This is a genomic window from Oligosphaera ethanolica (genome assembly GCF_030814695.1).
Lineage (GTDB): Bacteria > Verrucomicrobiota > Lentisphaeria > Oligosphaerales > Oligosphaeraceae > Oligosphaera > Oligosphaera ethanolica.
The window spans coordinates 519,034-537,982 of sequence record NZ_JAUSVL010000001.1 but is presented as its reverse complement, the minus strand read 5'-3'; the positions used below and the strand labels follow the sequence as shown (position 1 = coordinate 537,982).

Sequence of the window (18,949 nt, the reverse complement as noted above, 5' to 3'; positions counted from 1 at the left end):
AGGGGGTACCGCCGGTCCTCGGCGTCGCAGGGACGTGGCTGGAATCCCTGTGCGGGGCACTACGCCGTTGCGCTTTATCGCCATGTGGGCCTTGTTAATTGTCGTCAACGGGTTATTATTGTGGTGCTGCCGGCAGTGCATGCCGCTGTGCCTAGCCGCGCTAATTTTTTTCCCTAGAGTGGTGATTCCAAGAAAGTGAGGATGGCGATGTTGGACTTGTTTGAGAAGAGTTTGCTTTTCAGTTTGGGTGCTGCGGCCATGACCAAGAACAAGGCCGAAGACGTGTTTGGCGAGTTGGTCAAGCAGGCCAAGTTGAGCCCGGACGAAGGCCGCAAAGTCCTGGACAACATTCTTGAGCAGGGCAAGAAGACCAACGAGGAGCTGACGGAACGCATTGAGGAAGTCATCAAGACCCGTGGCCATTCGCTGTTGCCCTGCAATGCGACCATCAAGCAACTGCAGGCGAAGATCGACGATCTGGAAGCGCGCCTGGCGAAACTCGAAACCCCCGACAAATGACGGCGTGGGCACGCGCGGCGACGCTGGCGGCGTTGTCGCAGCGGGGCTATGCGGCTTGTTTGACACGTTGATTTTGTATCAAAGGACGCGCTTCTGGCGCGTCCTTTGATATTCCGGCCGGTTGCAGCTGGTCGCAAGAGGAGCACGGAGCACGGGCGTATGCGTGGTTACGACAAACAATGTGAGAATGCGTTTTTCGCGCTTTTCCGGCCTTATTTTGATGCGGAGAAAGACGCTGCCAAGCAGCACGATCCGGCGAACTACTCGTTGGCGCGGATGGAGCCGCTGTTGGCGTTGGCGGGCCATCCGGAGTTGCGCTTGCGGGTGGTGCATGTTGCTGGTACGAAGGGCAAGGGCTCGACCTGCCATTTTATCGCCAATCTGCTGATTTCGGCGGGTCGGCGGGTGGGCCTGTTTACGAGTCCGCATCTAGTGACGGTCCGCGAGCGTTTTGAGATTGATGGCGCTCTGCTCAGTTATGAGCGGCTGACGGCTTTCGGACGCGAGTTCGAGGGCAAGGTCGCGGCGGCGGGTTTGGAACCGAGCCTGTTTGAGCTGTTCACGGTGATGGCCATGGCGCTGTTCGTGGACGAGGGCGTGGAATACGCAGTGCTGGAAACGGGCATTGGCGGCCGGCTCGACGCCACCAATGTCGTGTCCACGCCTTGCTGCACAGTGATTACGCCGGTCAGCTACGACCACATGGCGCTCTTGGGCAATACCATTGAGGCGATTGCCGGCGAAAAGGCCGGTATCATCAAGGCCGGCGTGCCGGTGGTGATGGGCAAGCAGCCCTACGCTGCAGCGGCGGCGGTGATCAGGGCGCGGGCGGTCGCACTGGGCTGCGAGGTGATCAGCCCCCGTGCACTCAGTTCTGACGAACGCGCCTTGCTGCCGACGCCGTGCGCGCCATTTTTGCTGGACAATTTTGCGTTGGCGTTGACGGCCCTGGACTGCCTTGGCGTGGTGTCCTCGCCGACGGCGTTTCGGCTGCCGGAGCTGCGTGCGCGTTGTGAGAAGATCAGCGACGAGCCGCTGGTGCTGCTGGATGCGGCGCACAACGCTGATTCCATGGAGAAACTCTGCGCAGCGCTGCTGGCCTTGTATCCGGGCGTGCACTGGACGGTGGTGCTCGGCGTGGTGAAGGGCAAAGACAGCAAAGGGATGGTTCAGGCTTTGCGCTCCTTGCCGGCAGAGTATATACTTACCAATCCCCATACGGGCAAGGGCTCGGGTCTTGACGAACTGATCGGCGAGGCGGCCCAGGCCGGTCTGACCGTGCGTGCGGTGATTCGCGACCTGCAGAGCGCAGCCGAGCTGCCAAAGGATCGGCCCTTGCTATTCACCGGCTCATTCTTCACGGCGTTGATTGGCGAACAGCTTTTCAATCCCTGAGCAGCGCCGCGACTGGCGCAACGATATCACCGGCATTGCAGCGGCTCGGCGCGAGTGCGGACCGACCTATAATTACACGAGGACACGACCATGGCGCAAGTATCCGTACCGTACGCCAAAAGCGCGGTGACATTTACGATTCCCGATGAAAATCTGGTTGGCATCTACGAGTCGTCGGTGCATCATTGCCAGCCGGCGGCCGACGGCCTGGCGCTGGTCGAAGAGGCACTGGCGCATCCCATCGGCTCCGCGCCGCTGGCGACGCTGGCGCGTGGCAAGCGCCGCGCGGTGATCATCGTCAGCGACCATACGCGGCCGGTGCCGAGCCGGGCGATCTTGCCGCCCATGCTGCGGCAGTTGCGCGAGGGCAATCCCGCCATTGACATCACGCTGCTGGTGGCCACGGGGTTGCACCGGGCAACATCGGCGGACGAATTGCGCCAGAAGCTCGGCGATGACATCTACGACCACGAGAAGATCGTGATGCACGATTCCCGGGATGCGGCGAGCCTGTGTTTTTTGGGCATACTGCCTTCCGGCGGCGAGTTGTGGATCAACAAGCTGGCGGTGGATTGCGATCTGCTGTTGGCCGAGGGCTTTATTGAGCCGCATTTTTTTGCGGGTTTTTCTGGCGGTCGCAAGAGCGTGCTGCCGGGCATAGCGGGCACTGCGACGGTGCTGGCCAATCACTGTTCGGAATTCATCCAGTCGCCGCTGGCGCGCACGGGCAATCTCGACGGCAATCCCTTGCATCGCGACATGCTGTGGGCGGCGCGGCAGGCGCGTTTGGCCTTCATTGTGAATGTGGTGATCAACGGCGCCAAGGAGGTCATCAAGGCCTTTGCGGGCGACAGCGTGGCGGCGCATGACGCCGGCTGCGAGTATCTGCGGGGGCTCTGCCAGATTGAAGTGCCGGCGGCGGACATTGTCATCACCAGCAATGGCGGCTATCCGTTGGACCAGAATATCTACCAGGCCGTGAAAGGCATGACTGCCGGCGAATTCGGCAGCGCGCCGGGCACGGTGATCATCCTGGCGGCGGCCTGCAACGACGGCCACGGCGGCGAGCAGTTCTACCGTTTCTTGGCGGATGCCGCCAACCCGGCAGAGCTGTTGGCGCGCCTGGCGAAAGTGCCGCAGGCCGAGACCTTGCCAGACCAGTGGGAAAGCCAAGTGCTGGCGCGCATCCTCAGCCAGCATCAGGTGATATTGCTGAGTGACCAGTGCGATCCGGCCATTATCCGTGGATTGCACCTAGAGGTAGCGCGGACGCCGGCGGAGGCTCTCGCCAAGGCCTTCGCCATTAAGGGCGCCGGCGCGCGCGTGGCCGTGATTCCCGATGGCGTGTCGGTGATAGCCACCTATAAAACAGGGGGATAAAACAGATGATAAAACTGAACAGACGATATGTGTTGTTGGCCACGCTGTTGCTGCTTGGCGCCTCCGTGAGTCGCGCGGAGACTGCCGCGACGCCGCCGGCCGGCGCTGGCGCCATGGTGGAGCCCGGCGCAGTGCTGCCACCGCGGGTCTTTGTGTTGCCGGTGGATGGACCCATTGACAAGAGCATGCTCTATGTCTTTCGCCGGGCGTTCCGGGATGCAGCGAGCATCAAGCCCAGTGCGGTGATCATGGAGCTGAACACGCCGGGCGGCGCGTTGACCGAAACGCGGGAGATCATCGACTGGATCCGCAGCCTGCAGCGCCAGGGCTGTCCGGTGTACGCCTATGTCAATCCCGACGCCTTGAGCGCCGGGGCGATGATTAGCCTGGCGACCAAGGGCATTTTCATGAGCGGCGCGGCCACCATCGGTAGCGCCATGCCCATTGCGATGTCGCCTGTGGGCGGCGTGCAGGAGCTGCCAGCCGATATCAACGAGAAGATGCTGTCGGCAGTGCGGGCGATGGTGATCGGTCTCTGCCAGGAGAATGGGCACCGCGAGGACATCGCCGTGGCCATGGTGGACATTAATCATCCGGACGTGATCATTGACGGCGAGGTCATCTGTCCCAAAGGGCAGATACTCAACCTGACGGCGCGTGATGCGACGAGGGTGTCTGAGGACGACGGCCGGCCAATTTTGGCCAAAGGCATGACCGATGATCTCGCGGGCGTGCTGGCGATGATCGGCATGCCCGACGCCTATGTGCAGCGCTTCAGCCAGACGCGGTCTGAGCGGCTGGCGCGCTGGATCACGGCGATCGGGCCGCTGCTGTTCAGTCTGGCCGTGCTGGCCTTTGTGATTGAATACCACACGCCGGGCTTCGGCGTCTTTGGCTTTTCAGGCATCACGCTGCTGGCGGTGTATTTCTTTGGGCACTACGTGGCGGGCCTGGCTGGCATGGAAGAGCTCGCGCTTATTCTGTTGGGGCTGATCCTGCTGTCCGTCGAGATTTTCCTTATACCGGGTTTTGGGGTGACGGGCATAGCGGGCATTGCCCTGCTGATCCTCGGTGGCGGCATGGCGATCATCCCGCACATACCTGACGCGCCGCCATTGTCGGGGCTCGATCCGGTGACGTGGGATAGCTTTCTGCCCAGCGTGTTTCGGCAGCTGCTGATCAGCATGGTGATCATCGCCGGTGGGATTTTCATGCTGCATAAGTACTTGCCGCGGACAAAGCTGTATCGGGCTTTCGTCCTAGACAGCGACATGGCGGCCAGCAAGGGCTTTGTCAGCGTCGATGTCGAGGCGCAACAGGCACTGCTGGGGCAGGTCGGCGTGGCCTACACGTTGCTGCGACCGGCCGGCACCGCCGTGATTGGCGGCCGGCGGGTGGACGTGATCAGCAACGGCGATTTCATCGCCAAAGGTAGCCGCGTGCGCGTCATCGCCTGCCAAGGCACGGCCGTCGTGGTGGAGAAGAGCGACAGCGACGGCGCTGATAAAAGCGTTGGTGGCGGGGAGAAAAACGAGGACGGCTAATGTTTTTTGCGGAGCCCCTATTTACGGGCCATTTTTTGCGGCGGCGGCTGCGTTTTATCATGGACGCGCGGCTGGACAGTGGCGAGCTGGTGTCGGCCCACTGTACGAATACCGGGTCGATGCGGAGTTGCTTTACGCCTGAATGCCGAGTGGCCTTGAGTCGGGCGGCGAATCCGGCGCGGAAGCTGGCCTACACCTGGGAGTTGTCGCATAGCGGTGCGGCGTGGATTGGCGTGAATACCCACCGGGCCAACGAGTTGGCGGTGGAGGCCGTGCAGTCGGGGCGCTTTCCGCTGCTCAATGGCTACGCGGGCCTGCGGCGGGAAGTGCCATACGGGCAAAACAGCCGGGTGGACATCCTGCTCGAAGACGGCGAGCGGCGCTGTTATGTCGAAGTCAAAAATGTCAGTATGCTCGCCGAGGATGGCGCCTGTTGTTTTCCGGACGCGGTGACAGTGCGGGGCCTGAAGCATATTCGCGAACTGCAGGCGATGCGTGCTGCCGGTTATCGCGCGCTGATGCTCTTCGTGGTGCAACGGGACGACGGGGCGTACTTCCGGCCGGCCGACGAGATTGATCCGGCCTACGGCGCGGCGTTGCGCGAGGCCGTCGCCGGCGGTGTCGAGGCCTTGGTTTTACAGGCGGAGCTCTCGCCCGCGGCGATCAGCCTGGTGCGGGAACTGCCACTGCGGCTGTAGGTGCCGCGATGGGTGGAGACTGGTGTGCTGCCCCAGGCATTGTGGCGTGAGTTTGTCATGCACTATTTTTCAGATGATTCTGGTTGGTACAAAGAAAGAGGAGAGACGAGGCATGCTACCTGGTGGACGTGTTGTCAGAGCCTTTGCCGGAGTGTGTGCGTTGCTGATGTCGGTGGCGTTTGCGGATGAATGCGTTGAGCCGGCTTATCCGCCGGGCACGCTGATGTACGCCGAGCCCCTGCCGGACCCGCTGGAGGGCTTTAATCGCGGCGTGCATGTGTTCAATAAAGTGTTGTCGCAGCAAGTGATTTATCCCATTGGCACGAGCGTGGATTTTCTGGTGCCGGATCCTCTGCAACGCGGCTTGCGCAATGCCGGTCACAACACGCTGTATCCCTTGCGGTTGGTGAACACCTGCCTGCAGGGCAAGTGGTCGCAGGCATGGAGTGAGACCAAGCGCTTCGGCGTCAACACCACCGTCGGCGTGCTGGGCTTTCGTGACCAGGCCACGAAGTGGGACATGCCGCGCTACGACGAGGATTTCGGGCAGACCTTCGGCTATTACGGCCTGGGCCCGGGCTTCTTCCTCAACCTGCCGTTCCTTGGGCCGTCAACGGGGCGCGATACCGTCGGGCTGGTGCTGGATTACCCCTTTGATCTGGTGAAGTGGATCTTTTCGGGCGGCACGGCAACAGCGATCAACGCCACGCGGACCGTGAATATGTTCAGCATGCACTCGGCGACGCTGCGGCAGTTCTTTGATGCCCAAGAGGACAGTTACGCCGTGGTGCGCGCGGGCTATACGGTGTATCGGGAGACGCAGATCGCGGATTACCAGCCGCCGGCGGACTTTGTCGGCAACGACCCGGACCAGTCCCTGGGCTACGTCATGTTGCGGCCAACACGCAAGGACTACGCGTTACAGGGCTACACGCGGCGGGTGCAGATCGCCGGCGCGGTGGAGAAGCTGCCTTACACCAGCTGGCATTGCCCGCAGGATCGTGGCGTGCTGGTGATCCTGCCCGGCATTGGCGGCCATCGTCTGTCGGCGGGTGTCGCGGCCTTGGCGGAGCAGTTCGTGGCCGATGGCTGGTCGGTGATCGCCGTCAGTTCGAGCTTCACGCCGGATTTCTTTCTCGGTGCGGCGCCGGCGGGATACCTCCCCGGCAACTTCCGCGCGGACGCGGCGTTGCTCAACGATGCCCTGCAGACGGTGCTGGCGGACTACCGCCGCCGTTATCCTGACAGTTCGTCGACACAGGCGCTGCTGGGCTTTTCCCTGGGCGGTCTGAATGCACTCTACCTGGCTGAACGCGAGGCACGTGGCGATGTGGGGACCGTGGCCTTTGCGCAGTATCTGGCGATCAACCCGCCCGTGGACCCGCTCTATGCCTTGCAGCGCGTGGATGAATTTTTTGCGATACCGTCGTCATGGCCGGCGACAGAGCGCGAGGAGCGGTCGCGGGAGCTGTTTCATCGCGTGGCGGCCTTCCTGGCCTTTAATGGCCGGCAACAACGTCCGCCGTTCCGGATGCCCCCGTTGACTCTGGATGAGTCCCGCTTTCTGATTGGCATGAATATGCGTCTGGCCTTGGTGGAGACGCTGATAGCGAGCCAGCAGGCCGCGAACGCGGGCGTGCTGCGCAATGACCCCGACAAGCGCAACAGCGCGCTGGAAGTCGAGGCGCTGAGCACGAGTTACGAAGATTACGTCCGCTATTATCTGCTGCCCTATCTAGCCCGGCGGAAGCCAGCCGCGCCGACGCGGAGCCTGGAGGAAATTGCTGCTGGGCTCTCACTGCGTTCACTGGACGCGCGCTTGCGCGATTTAGGCAAGGTGGCGGTCTTCCAGAATCGCAATGACTTCCTGTTGCATGACGACGATGCGGCCTGGTACGGTGAGTTTTTCGGCGACCGCGCGGTGCTCCACCCGGAGGGCGGGCATCTGGGCAACATGTCGCGGCCGGACTACCAGCAGGCGATGCGGGACGTGCTGGACCGCGCGCGGCAGTGAGGGCCGCGGCGTTGGCCCGGGCGAGTAAATAAGCGGCGCGATGGCACCAGAATGAGGAAGCAATGAGCGACTCTTTTTCCAGACAGTATGATGTTCTCGTCTGTGGCGGTGGCCCGGCCGGTATCGGTGCGGCCTACGGCGCGGCCAGCGCTGGTGCGCGGACGCTGCTTTTGGAGGGCAGTGGTCGTCTTGGTGGCATGGCAGTGCAGGCGATGGTCGGGCCGTTCATGGGCGGCGTGCGGAGCCGAGTGGTGGACGCCGTGATGGCCGCCGTTGGTGGCCGGACCATCGATTTCTGCCAGTTGGACCTGCTGCTGTACGACTTGCTTGCCGGTCTTGGTGTGCAGGTCCTTTTGCATGCGCCAGTGTTGGCTCCAGTGATGGACGGCCAGCGTCTGCGCGGTGTGGACATTATGACGAAGACGGGACCACGGCGCTTCACGGCCGCGTTGTTCATTGATGCTACCGGTGATGGCGATCTGGCCTACATGGCAGGCGTGCCCTTTGAGATGGGACGCGCTGGCGATGGGCTGGTGCAGCCGGCCAGCATCATGTTCACCATTCGGGGCATTGATCCGCAACGCCGTTTTGTCTGTGGCTCTGAAGAAGAGGCGCGGCGGCGTGTGGTCAATGGCCGCACCTGGGAAGAGTGGGTCACCGACGCCCAGCGTAAAGGCGAGTTGCCGGCGCCTGTCGGCGTCGTTCGACTCTATGCGACCAGACAAGCCGACGAGAATGGCGTCAACGCCACACAGATCAATGGTGTTAACGGGCTGGACCCGGTGGACTTGACCAGGGCGGAAGTCGAGGGGCGGCGTCAGGCTTGCCAAATCGTGGCTTTTCTGCGCCGCAGTCTGCCCGGCTATGAAAATGCCACAATGGCAATGATGCCCGCCGTTGTCGGTGTGCGTGAAACGCGGCGTTTCTGTGGCCTTGCGCGATTGGAAAAAGAGGATTGCCTGCGTGGCGCCAATTTTGCCGACGCGGTGGTTTTTGCCGCGTCGTTTCCCATCGACATTCATAATCCAGCCGGAAGTGGCCAGGCGGCGGGCCTTGGTGATTATATGCAGGGCGAAGCCGAGCGGGGCAAGCCCTACGAGATTCCCTATGGCTGTCTGGTGCCCAAGGATGTCGAGGGTCTCTTGCTGGCCGGCCGCTGCATCAGCGCCAGCCATGAAGCCCACGCGTCGCTGCGCGTGATGTGCATCGCCATGGCCACCGGCGCGGCCGCCGGCGCGGCCGCCGCCTGGGCGGCGCAACACGGCGTGTCAACTCGGGCCGTGCCTGTCGCCGAACTGCAGCCGCGGTTGCGGCCGGAATGAGCGTTAAACTCCTTCCGCCACGGCGGGCTACCACAGGCTTGTGGGGACGACACTCTCGAGCTGTGTCTGGATGTCTTCCGGCAGCTCGGGGAAGAAGTCCAGGCCGGTGGCGGCCTCAATGGCGTCCACGCTGCAGAGGCCGTCAGCGGCCGCCGTTTTGTTGTTGCTGTTCTGGCTGAAGATGAATGCCAGGACACGCAGGGCGCCGTGCTGTTCGTCGATGACGATTTTGTAGAATGAGTCGGGAATGGGCACGCCGGATGGCAGCTCGCGGAGGCGGGTCGGGGAGAAGATGGTGCCGCAGTATATCCATATTTCCTCAAGATTTTGCGCGTAGTCATTGGCTTCGCGCATTTCGATTTCTTTCCAGACGCCGGCGTTGAGGGCGTGTCGTTGCGGGGCGATGTTGGTCATGAGGAAGGTATGGACCTGTGCGGCGGGTCCGTAGCAGCGCGCGATGCCGTAATTGGGCGCCAGGTGGCCGCGGTCGAAGCCGCTGCCCGTGTAATCTTCCGAGCGTACTTGCGCGGTGCTGCGGAAGTCCACATTGAATTGGCCGGGGCGCTCGCCGACGGTCGTGTCACTGGCCACGGCGAAAAGCCGGTAGGCGACCCAGGCGGGGTTCTTGCGGGCGTCGTCATAGCCGACGCTGTAGCCGAGGTTGTGCAGGACGCTGAGGTCTCGGTCGCTGGCGGTGTCGACGGGGATGCCGCCGAAGAGGTGGCGGAGACTGTCTTCGGTGTCGGCGAGGTCGCCCTGGTCGTATTTGACGGCGTCGCGATGGAAAAGCAGCCAAAGTTCGCGGGTGAGCTCAGCCACGTTGAAACGTTTGGGGCGCGCGAGCTGTTTGCGCACCACGCGGCTGATGTCGTCTTTGCGCTCGGGCGTCTGCAGGGCATAGAAAATGCCGGCGGCGGCGATGGCCAGGGCCAACAATAACAGCATGGTCGGCACGCGCCGGCTGCTGGTTTTCGTTTTGCGGGATGATGCGGCTGTCTTGCGTCGTCGTGCGGCCATGAAAGTCGGTTCCGGGGAGAGCTGGGGGGGTGATGGTTATTTGGTACCAGGTGACGGCCGCGGCCACGCCTTAGCGGCGGCTGACGTTCAAGGCAGCGCCGCGAAGGCGGAACGTGCGGCACAAGCGACGCTTCAGAGCAGGGTCTGCAGGAAATCGAAGGCGTCCTGGGTGTCCTGCTTGGCATTGGCCGGGCGGTTGGCCGGGCAGTCGGTGATTTCAACCATGCGGACGCCCTGGTAGCCGACGTCGTTCAGCGCCTGCCAGGTTTCCTGCCAGTTGATGCTTGAGCCGCGGCCGGGTGGGAGGTGGTCGTCGTGCTGACCATGATTGTCCTGGATGTGGGTGCTGAAGAGCTTGGCCCCCATGATGTGAATGGCTTCGGCGGGCGTCATGCCGCGGAGAATGGCGTGGCCGGTGTCGACGACGAAACCGATTTCCGGCAGGTCAAGGCTGTGGATGACCTCGGCCATGCCCAGCAGGTCCTCGCGGGGATAGCAGTTCTCCACGCCGATGCGCATATTATGCCGCCCGGCAATGGGCGCCAGGCGGATCAGGGCTTCGCGGAAAACCGCCCAGCGCGCGGCCGACAGCGGGTCGGGTCCTTGCGCGGCGTGGACAACGACGAGGGACACGCCGAGCTGAGCGGCGTTCTCCAGGCAGGCAGTGAGATCGGCAACGCCTGCGTCGAGCTTGTCAGTCTCGGCCGGGATGGACTTCCACGCATGCGCCGACCAGGGACGCACACCCTGCGCCCGGGCGTAGTCGCCGGCGGCGCGACGGTCGTCGTCATTCAGCTGCGAATAGTGGGAAAATTCGCAGGCGGAGAACCCGGCGTTTTTGATGGTGTCGATGGCCGTTTTGAGTTCCGGCAGTCCGAAGTGTCGTTCGTTGGTCAACTTGGTGTCGTGCGGATATAAGGTATTGCAGCCGAGTATGATTGCCATGGTTCTCCTGCAGTGCGTTTGTCGTGGGCGATGTAAGCGCGGATGGCGGCGGACGACGCCCCCGAAGCGGCGCCGCGTGTACTCGAATATAACGGCCAGGAATGCCGATGCAACCAGCACACGATGCCGAAAACTGCCCGCCCGGTAATCGGTCAGCCATTGCTATATTTGTTGTCCCTGCGGCCTTTTGTCTTCAGCGCCGAAGGCGCGGCCTAAGAAAGCCCAGGGCAAGCGCCCGCAGGGCGCGTCGCCCTGGGTAAGAGACCGATCCGATAGGAGCCCTATAGGGGCGACCTAAAAAACACCGTGCCGGGCGCTTAGGTACAGGCAGGGGAAGACATGACCTAGTTCCATTGCCTCTTTGGCCCCGGTCAGCTTCGCCGACCGGGGCCAAAGAGGCCGAGGAACACGAACAATATTGGCGCTCTACCCAGGGCGACGCTCCGCCTTCGGCGTCGCTTGCCCTGGGCTATCATAGATCGCGCTTTCAGCGCTCAAATATCACCGGGATGACGGTATGCGGCGGGACGGTCAAAAAGGCCGCAGAGACAACAGATATCAACGACTCCTATGAAACCCGCTGCCGCAAAGGTCGGCGGAAATCAAGGCCGGATGGTTGGGCGGCGGTTGGCCGTGGGTTTCCGGCAAATTGTCCCCGGTGTTTTCCCCACCGGGGTGGTTACTGACCGATGACGTCTCGCGGCCGTGGAGTGGGCGTCTCGCCCACTCCGACAAGACGGCTCATTAAACCGTCCTCGTCATCCACGCCGACCGTACCCGATCCGTCTCCCCCGCCGCACGAGCCGTGCGCACAGCGGCTGGAAGCCGCTGCTACTCTGGGCCCGCTATGACTCCGCTGCCGCAAAGGTCGGCGGAAATCAAGGCCGGATGGTTGGGCGGCGGTTGGCCGTGGGTTTCCGGCAAATTGTCCCCGGTGTTTTCCCCACCGGGGTGGTTACTGACCGATGACGTCTCGCGGCCGTGGAGTGGGCGTCTCGCCCACTCCGACAAGACGGCTCATTAAACCGTCCTCGTCATCCACGCCGACCGTACCCGATCCGTCTCCCCCGCCGCACGAGCCGTGCGCACAGCGGCTGGAAGCCGCTGCTACTCTGGGCCCGCTATGACTCCGCTGCCGCAAAGGTCGGCGGAAATCAAGGCCGGATGGTTGGGCGGCGGTTGGCCGTGGGTTTCCGGCAAATTGTCCCCGGTGTTTTCCCCACCGGGGTGGTTACTCCTATGAAACACGCTGCCGCAAAGGTCGGCGGAAATCAAGGCCGGATGGTTGGGCGGCGGTTGGCCGTGGGTTTCCGGCAAATTGTCCCCGGTGTTTTCCCCACCGGGGTGGTTACTGACCGATGACGTCTCGCGGCCGTGGAGTGGGCGTCTCGCCCACTCCGACAAGACGGCTCATTAAACCGTCCTCGTCATCCACGCCGACCGTACCCGATCCGTCTCCCCCGCCGCACGAGCCGTGCGCACAGCGGCTGGAAGCCGCTGCTACTCTGGGCGCCGCCGCCGGGACGGCGGCGCGTCGTGGGTGACAACAGACCGGCCCCGACAGCGGGTGAGTGCTGCGGGGCCGGTGTTGCTGAACGGCTGTTTGGGTTCGGCGTCAGCCGTCGATTTCGTTGGGATAGCGGTAGGTATTGCCGAGGAAATTCTTCATGACGATTTCCTTGCTGTTGAGCTCCTGGATGTACTCGGGGCCGATGGGAATCTTGCCGCCGCCGCCAGGGGCGTCGATGACGAAAGTGGGGACGGCGAAACCGGAGATGAAGCCGCGGATTTTGGCGATGATGTCAATGCCCTCGTTCACCGAGGTGCGGAAGTGGCCGATGCCGGTTGAGAGGTCGCACTGATAGAGGTAGTAGGGCCGGACACGGATGCGGATGAGTCGTGTGAATAGCGTCTTGAGGGTTTCGGCGTCGTTGTTGATACCGCGCAGCAGTACGCTCTGGTTGCCCAGGGGAATGCCGGCGTTGGCGATGCGTTCGCAGGCCGCGGATGACTCCGGCGTGATTTCCTGCGGGTGATTGAAGTGCGTGTTGATCCAGATGGGATGGTACTTCTTGAGCATGGTCAACAGCTCGTCGGTGATGCGCATGGGCATGACCACGGGCGTGCGCGTGCCGATGCGGATGACGTCCACGTGCGGAATGTCCCGCAGGCGGCGGATGATGTCTTCGAGGCGGTCGTCGCTGAGCGTCAACGGGTCGCCGCCGGAGATGAGCACGTCGTGGATTTCGGGGTGACTGCGGATGTAGGCGAGGCACTCGTCGGTCCGCGCTTTGCTCAGCAGGCCGTCGTTGCAGCCGACCAGACGGCGGCGGGTACAATGCCGGCAGTACATGGCGCAATGATGCGTCACCAGCATGAGCACCCGGTCAGGATAGCGGTGGACGATGCCCGGGCAGGGGGAAAACTCGTCTTCGGACAGCGGGTCTTCCAGGTCGTGCTTGCCGACCTGCAGTTCCTGCGCGGAGGGCACGGCCTGCATTTTAACCGGGTCGTGCGGATTCGTCGGGTCGATGAGCATGGCGTAGTAGGGCGTGACCGCCATGCGGAATTTGCACAGGCACATCTTGACTTCTTCCTCGGCATCTTCCGGAAGTGACAAAATGCGCCTCAGTGACGCGGCGTCCTTGATGCGATTCTGCATCTGCCAGCGCCAGTCGTCCCATTGTTCGGGACGGACATTTTTCCAAGTCTTGACTTGGCTGTAATGGCGTGTGTTGGTTGTGGTCATGATTTCCCGATAATGGTTAAAGTTGTGGATGTGCGTGGGGAGGGACCGGTGGTTAAGGCGGAGGCTATGGGCCCGCGGGCGCGGGCCGGGCAAATGGCGGCCAAACAGCGCTGAATTAAGCAGTCGCTTGGAGGAAACGCGCTGTGGGCAGGCCATGTCGTTGCAGGGCAGCATTAAGAACAGCCAGGACCAGCTGCTCGTAGTCGACGCCGTTGGCGGCTGCGAGCATGGGATAATCGCTGTAGCCTGGCGCCAGGCCGGGCAGGGGATTGATCTCAATGAAGTGGAAGGTGCCGTCTGCACCAAGCCGGAAGTCCGCGCGCGCGAAGTCGCGGCAATGCAGGGCGTTGAAAGCCGTGGCAGCGTATCTCTTTAGAGTGCTGTTGGCTTTCTTGTCCAGTTTGGCCGGGCATTCGTAGCGGACATACTGCTGGTAGTTCTTCTTGACGTTGAAGCTGTAAATGCTGTTCTCGCGGTTAATCTGGTCGAGATAGCAAATCTCCATGGGCTCGAAGACGCGGAGGTCTTCGCCATTGCCCAGGAGGCCCACGGTGAATTCGCGACCGGCGATGTACTCTTCGACCAACATGGTCTGGCCATAGAGGCGGAAGTTCCGCTCCAGAAGCCCTTGCAGCTCCATATCGTTGTCGGCAATGGCCAGGTCGGAAATGCCCTTGCTGGAACCTTCGCAGCTGGGCTTGGTGATGACGGGAAAACGCAGGCGGTGCCGCGGATGGCTGGTGACGGGGCGCGGCAGCAGCTCCAGATAGGCCGGCGTGGGCACGCGATAACCCCGGAGAATGCGTTTGGTCAACGCCTTGTCCAGCGCCACGCAGAGAGTGGTGGTGTCTGAACCAGAATAGGGGATGCCCAGGATGTCCAGCATGGCCGGCACTTGGCCTTCACGGCTCCGGCCACCAATGCCTTCAGCGATGTTGAAAACGAAATCAGGACGCGCGTCCATGACCTTGGTCATGAAGTGGGCATCCTGCTCAAGGCGGACTGTCTTGAGTCCAGCCTTCCCAAATACGCTCTCGAGAGCTTCAATCGTCTCGATATTGTCGTATTCCGCTTCGGCGTCTTCCGTCGCTGCCGCAATACCTTTTTTGAGATTGTACGCGAGGCCAACGGTAAACGCCGTGGCTGCCGGCAAAGGGTCGTCTGTGTCCATCCTGCTGAATTCTCCCATGGTGATTGGTCGGTGGCTTGAAATGAGGTCAATTTGACCTCAGAATGATAAGAAAGTGAAAACAGAACGATATAATCTGAAATGAATCTTTCGCCGTAACCTGCTCTGTCACCTGTGACTCATAAGACACTTGCACTAATTTGCCGGGCCTTGCGAGTCCCTTTTTTCATGCCGGAGAACCCATCACGCGGCGGCGAGAAAAGCGTTTCTCGAAACGCCGATTACAATATCGGGACATCATGCAAATTCCAGCAGAAAATTTGTTTTTTTTTGCCCTCTGGCACTTTTTTTAGCAGGAGTTTTGGACAACGCCTGACGATAGGCAGGACGCGTCCGCAAGCAGTCGCTGTGACGCAAATAAATGCAAGTGAAAAATGCGTTTTTAGTGGTACATAAATGCAATCTTCAAGAGCATTCATCAATGCATTTTATGCATGATTTTTTTGCCTTGTTGGCAAATGATTTTTTTTTTGTGCTCAAAGTGGTTTTGGTGGTCGCCGCGATGGCCTTTCCGAAATCGCAACACGTCTTTTGCGGATTGCTGCGCGGACGGCGCGGTCTAATCTTCTTTTTTGTTATCGCGGACGGATCGGACTGATCGGACGGATCTGACGGATCATCGACTTGATCGGTCTGATCGGTCTGATCGGACGGATCGTCGATTTGATCGGTCTGATCGGTCTGATCGGTCTGATCGGTCTGATCGGTCTGATCGGTCGGATCGGTCGGATGTAAGGCGTGTTGGTGCGGGGTGTTTTGCCGTTGATCGTATGGTGTTATTCGTTGCAGAACGCGGTGTGTGGGTTACTGTGTGAGGTGTTTTTCCCGCAACAAGGCATTTACGTGGCACAAGGAGGACGGCGCGATGACGATTTTGTCCAGTGAACGAGTCGGGTCTTTACCAGAGAAGCTGACCATCTCTTTTTGGATTTGGGGTTTCATGTGCGGCAAGCCGGGCAATGTCTATAGTGACCTGGATCGCCGGATGCTCGAATTGAAGGAGCGGGGCTTCAACTGTGTTCGCCTGGACAGCGGTGCGGGCTTTTGCCATGACTTGTCCGGGCGGCGTTTGGGTGACGTGCGGCTGCTGGACCCCTTTGCGGGACACAGCCAGTTGATCCGGCAGATGTCGGTGTTGACGGGCGGGGCCCGCTTTGACGTGATGGAGGCGATCCTGGCGCTTTTTGAGGCGGCGCGCCGGCATGGCGTCGTCGTCATTCTGTCCAGCTGGTATTATCTGCACACCTACTGGGTGGCGACGGAGTCGCGCAATGAACTGCTGCTGGGGCTGCCCTACGAAGAGCGCTACATGGCCTTTGCCAAGCTGCTGGGCTTTATCATTGACGAATTGACGGCACGCGGCTTGGACTCACAGCTGGCCTTTGCCGAAATCTTCAATGAGGCCGATGGCTTGCCGCCGCTGGGCTACGGCTGCCAGGACAAGGCGTTGCTCGCGCAGCAGCGCGGTTTCCACGAGGACGCGCTGACATTCCTGCGGGAGAAGTACCCCAAGCTGCTTTTTGCGCTCGACACCTGCACGCCGAATGTCCAGCCGGAGTTCTTCCCCAGGAATATGCAGGTGTGGAATGCCCACAGCTACTACATTTGGCCGCGTAGCTACGCGCAGTTCGAGCAGGATATGTTTTCGGCAAAGCTGGACAATCCCGAGTACAGTGAGTCTTTTGCGAAAATCAGCCGTTTCCTGAAAACGCCCTTAAATACCCTTGACGACATTGAGGGGAGTCGCGCAGGCATGGCTCAGGCCGGCTTGAACTGGACGCGGCGCGTGTGGCTCTACAGCAACCTGAATGACGCCGCCCTGCCGGAGCTTGAAGCAATGCTCAGCAAGCAGCTGGACGCCGATGTGGCGGTCTATAAGGCCCGCGTGGACGACTGGGCGCGGCGTTTTACCGAGTTGCGGCAGTCAGTCATTGGCGATGTGCCGCTGGTCATGGGCGAGGCCGCATCTTACTGCGCCGCCAACAGCATGCGCTGGGAAGAGAAATCGGACGCCTACTGGGAAATCATCGAGTACGCCGTGCTGACCTTGAAGAAACTGGGTTTCTGGGGCTGCATGCCGCGCACGACATCCGGCCCCGAAGACCCCAGCTGGACAGAATGCCCCGAGCGCCTGCGGCACCTCAACGAGCTGTTCCTGGCGCCATGACCAAGCACTCCCGCCTCGCCGCTGCAACAGTTCATTATAGAGTCAAGGAGCGATAAGATGCATTGCGCCGCGTTGTTTCGTCGTTTTGCCGCACTGGGGTTGTTCGTTCTTTTGCTGCCGCTGGGCGCCCAGGAGGCCCCGCCAGCAAAGCCGCCACCGCCAGTGGTGACCACTGAGGTGGCGCTTCGGGACGGCCGCAGCGGCGAGGCCTTCAGTTGTGCGCTGGTGGCCAAGGGCGAGCAGGATGGCTGCCTGGCTTACGACTTCCGTTTTCCCTCGTCGGTGGTGACGGAGGTGGCGGCGAACAACACGGTCACGGGCGAGCTGTTCCGGCCGCTGGGCGTGCCGGCGACGCGTGAATACCCCGGCGTGGTGATTTTCCACATCATTGGCCCGGGGAGCTTCCAGTTTGAGCGGATGGTCTGCAAGTTGCTGGCGCAGAACGGCATCACGGCATTGTTCTTCCACCTGCCTTATTATGCCGGGCGCAATGGCGGGCAGGGCCGCTCGGCCATGATGGCGTCGCCGGAGCGATTTTTCAAGGCGCTGGCACAGTGCCCGGCGGATGCGCTGCGGGCGGTCGATCTGCTGCAGAGTTTTCCCGAGGTCGATCCCCAGAAGATTGGCGCGGCGGGCGTGAGCCTCGGGGCGATCATGACGGCGAATGCCTGCGGGCACGATCCGCGCATCCAGCGCGCGATGCTCATCCTCGGCGGCGGTAATCTGCCGGCAATTATCGACACCAACGTGCGTGAAACCAGGGACCTCTATCGTTTTCTCGAGCAGAGCACTCCTGAGAACCGTGAGCAGCTATTGGCTGAATTGCGGCGCTACGACCCCCTGACGCACGCGCCGGCCATGGCGAAGCTGGCGGCGGCGGGGAAGTTCGCCATGATCAATGCGGCAGCAGACAATGTCATTCCCCCGGCTTGTTCGCAGGAGCTGGCGGCGGCCGTGGGCTGTGACATCCGCTGGTTCCCGGGCGTCGACCACTACACGGTGGTGTCGCAGCTGCCGGAGATGCTCCTGGCACTGCAGCAGTTCTTTGTGCAGGACCGGCCGGCGAGCTGGGTGCAACCGGCGGCCGCCAAGGGCGTGGAAAATCTCTCCATGCGGCTGCTAGGACGCGTTTTTGGCGGCATGAGCAGTTTTCTTGGCGTGCCGCCGGCAGCCGGCCGGGCACATGTCCTGAAAGGGACGCTGACCATGGCGACACCGGGGCAGAGCACAAAGCAGCAGTTTCGCTTCAGCTATGCCCTGGGCAGCAGCGGCCGCTTCCGGTTGGAGGGCGAGTTTCCCAAGATCGGCCCATTGGCCATCGGCGTGGGCAGCTACCCGTGGCTGACAGGCGCGAAGGATACGCTCTTTGTGGGCAGCCTGAATGCCGATCCGCAGCGGCGCCTGTCGACCTTCATTGAGCCGCAGCTGCTCTTGCAGTACGAGATGATACGCGGGTCCCTGGCCGGCGTCGGCATGGCGCCAGATCTGGCGCGACAGTACTGCACGGTTACCGCCATGCCGGCATTGGGCGATAAATACGTGCTCAGCGTCAAAAGCAAGCAGCGCAGTGTCCCCGGCGAAATGCTCATTTCCTATAAACGGGATGAAACGCCGTTCAATATCGCCGCAGACATCATGGGCTTCGCCGGCACCCTGGACATCAACGAGTGGAAAATCAACCACGAGGTCGGCGACGACTTCTTCGAGCCGCCGCCGGGGCGCGCCGCGCAGGCCGTCGAGCAACGCGACGCGCTGATGATGCTGGCTAGCATGGGCAATCGCCTGCTGGAAGAAATCGCCCCGCAGAAATAGCCCGAGCACGCAGCCCAGGACGTCGCGCGCCCGTCTCCCGATGCGGCGCGCGCCCGTCTCCCGATGCGGCGCGCGCCCGTCTCCCGATGCGTCGCGCGCCCGTCTCCCGGCCTGGGCGTCTCGCCCACTCCGTCGCGCGCCACGGCATGCCGTGGCGCTACTGAGTTTGGCGCCCTGCGCCCCGTGCCCGTCTCCCGG

Annotated in this window: 17 protein-coding genes; 10 read left to right on the top strand and 7 right to left on the bottom strand. The window is 61.9% G+C overall.

Features of this window, described 5'->3' with window-relative positions; genetic code table 11:
• The first annotated feature begins 201 nt into the window (after nt 1-201).
• The 7 genes from J3R75_RS01870 (at nt 202) to J3R75_RS01840 (ending at nt 8,872) form a co-directional block, all read left to right on the top strand.
• Nucleotides 202-519, top strand: coding sequence for a phasin family protein (locus tag J3R75_RS01870; RefSeq protein ID WP_307259608.1), 318 nt, complete (start codon nt 202-204; stop codon nt 517-519).
• Between the two features lie 159 nt (nt 520-678).
• The gene (locus J3R75_RS01865) at nt 679-1,914 is read left to right on the top strand and encodes a bifunctional folylpolyglutamate synthase/dihydrofolate synthase (protein ID WP_307259607.1); all 1,236 of its coding nucleotides are present in this window, start codon (nt 679-681) and stop codon (nt 1,912-1,914) included.
• A 90-nt stretch (nt 1,915-2,004) separates the two neighbouring features.
• On the top strand, nt 2,005-3,294 hold the full coding sequence (larA, locus tag J3R75_RS01860) for a nickel-dependent lactate racemase (protein ID WP_307259606.1): 1,290 nt from the start codon (nt 2,005-2,007) through the stop codon (nt 3,292-3,294).
• Nucleotides 3,295-3,299: 5 nt separating this feature from the next.
• Nucleotides 3,300-4,838, top strand: coding sequence for an NfeD family protein (locus J3R75_RS01855; protein WP_307259605.1), 1,539 nt, complete (start codon nt 3,300-3,302; stop codon nt 4,836-4,838).
• Complete coding sequence (sfsA, locus tag J3R75_RS01850) at nt 4,838-5,536, top strand: DNA/RNA nuclease SfsA (RefSeq protein ID WP_307259604.1); 699 nt, start codon at nt 4,838-4,840, stop codon at nt 5,534-5,536. The genes J3R75_RS01855 and sfsA overlap by 1 nt, the downstream gene beginning before the upstream one ends.
• A 112-nt stretch (nt 5,537-5,648) precedes the next feature.
• Nucleotides 5,649-7,550 carry an MlaA family lipoprotein gene (locus J3R75_RS01845; RefSeq protein WP_307259603.1) on the top strand — a complete coding sequence of 634 codons (1,902 nt, stop codon included), beginning with the start codon at nt 5,649-5,651 and terminating at the stop codon, nt 7,548-7,550.
• Nucleotides 7,551-7,612: 62 nt separating this feature from the next.
• Nucleotides 7,613-8,872 (top strand): FAD-dependent oxidoreductase, encoded by a 1,260-nt coding sequence (locus J3R75_RS01840; protein ID WP_307259602.1) that lies wholly within the window; start codon nt 7,613-7,615, stop codon nt 8,870-8,872.
• A 27-nt stretch (nt 8,873-8,899) separates the two neighbouring features.
• On the opposite strand, the gene J3R75_RS01835 is transcribed toward J3R75_RS01840, so the two are convergent.
• The 7 genes from J3R75_RS01835 to J3R75_RS01805 all read right to left on the bottom strand — a co-directional run bounded on the left by J3R75_RS01835 (nt 8,900) and on the right by J3R75_RS01805 (nt 14,754).
• Nucleotides 8,900-9,889, bottom strand: a complete 990-nt coding sequence (locus tag J3R75_RS01835) for a DNA/RNA non-specific endonuclease (RefSeq protein ID WP_307259601.1) — start codon at nt 9,887-9,889, stop codon at nt 8,900-8,902.
• Between the two features lie 132 nt (nt 9,890-10,021).
• Nucleotides 10,022-10,834, bottom strand: coding sequence for a sugar phosphate isomerase/epimerase family protein (locus tag J3R75_RS01830; protein ID WP_307259600.1), 813 nt, complete (start codon nt 10,832-10,834; stop codon nt 10,022-10,024).
• 558 nt (nt 10,835-11,392) lie between these two features.
• A complete protein-coding gene (locus tag J3R75_RS01825; RefSeq protein ID WP_307259599.1) occupies nt 11,393-11,569 on the bottom strand; it encodes a hypothetical protein in 177 nt (58 codons plus the stop codon).
• A 96-nt stretch (nt 11,570-11,665) separates the two neighbouring features.
• Nucleotides 11,666-11,845 carry a hypothetical protein gene (locus J3R75_RS01820; protein ID WP_307259598.1) on the bottom strand — a complete coding sequence of 60 codons (180 nt, stop codon included), beginning with the start codon at nt 11,843-11,845 and terminating at the stop codon, nt 11,666-11,668.
• Nucleotides 11,846-11,941: 96 nt separating this feature from the next.
• Nucleotides 11,942-12,238 (bottom strand): hypothetical protein, encoded by a 297-nt coding sequence (locus J3R75_RS01815; protein ID WP_307259597.1) that lies wholly within the window; start codon nt 12,236-12,238, stop codon nt 11,942-11,944.
• Between the two features lie 211 nt (nt 12,239-12,449).
• The gene (locus J3R75_RS01810) at nt 12,450-13,583 is read right to left on the bottom strand and encodes a KamA family radical SAM protein (RefSeq protein ID WP_307259595.1); all 1,134 of its coding nucleotides are present in this window, start codon (nt 13,581-13,583) and stop codon (nt 12,450-12,452) included.
• Between the two features lie 115 nt (nt 13,584-13,698).
• Nucleotides 13,699-14,754: a D-alanine--D-alanine ligase family protein gene (locus J3R75_RS01805; RefSeq protein WP_307259593.1), complete on the bottom strand. Its 1,056-nt coding sequence runs from the start codon at nt 14,752-14,754 to the stop codon at nt 13,699-13,701.
• A 439-nt stretch (nt 14,755-15,193) separates the two neighbouring features.
• Between J3R75_RS01805 and J3R75_RS01800 the strand changes: the two genes are divergently transcribed.
• The 3 genes from J3R75_RS01800 to J3R75_RS01790 all read left to right on the top strand — a co-directional run bounded on the left by J3R75_RS01800 (nt 15,194) and on the right by J3R75_RS01790 (nt 18,751).
• On the top strand, nt 15,194-15,370 hold the full coding sequence (locus J3R75_RS01800) for a hypothetical protein (protein ID WP_307259591.1): 177 nt from the start codon (nt 15,194-15,196) through the stop codon (nt 15,368-15,370).
• Nucleotides 15,371-15,637: 267 nt separating this feature from the next.
• On the top strand, nt 15,638-16,939 hold the full coding sequence (locus tag J3R75_RS01795; RefSeq protein WP_307259589.1) for a cellulase-like family protein: 1,302 nt from the start codon (nt 15,638-15,640) through the stop codon (nt 16,937-16,939).
• A 57-nt stretch (nt 16,940-16,996) separates the two neighbouring features.
• Complete coding sequence (locus tag J3R75_RS01790) at nt 16,997-18,751, top strand: alpha/beta hydrolase family protein (protein ID WP_307259588.1); 1,755 nt, start codon at nt 16,997-16,999, stop codon at nt 18,749-18,751.
• Nucleotides 18,752-18,949 lie beyond the last annotated feature (198 nt).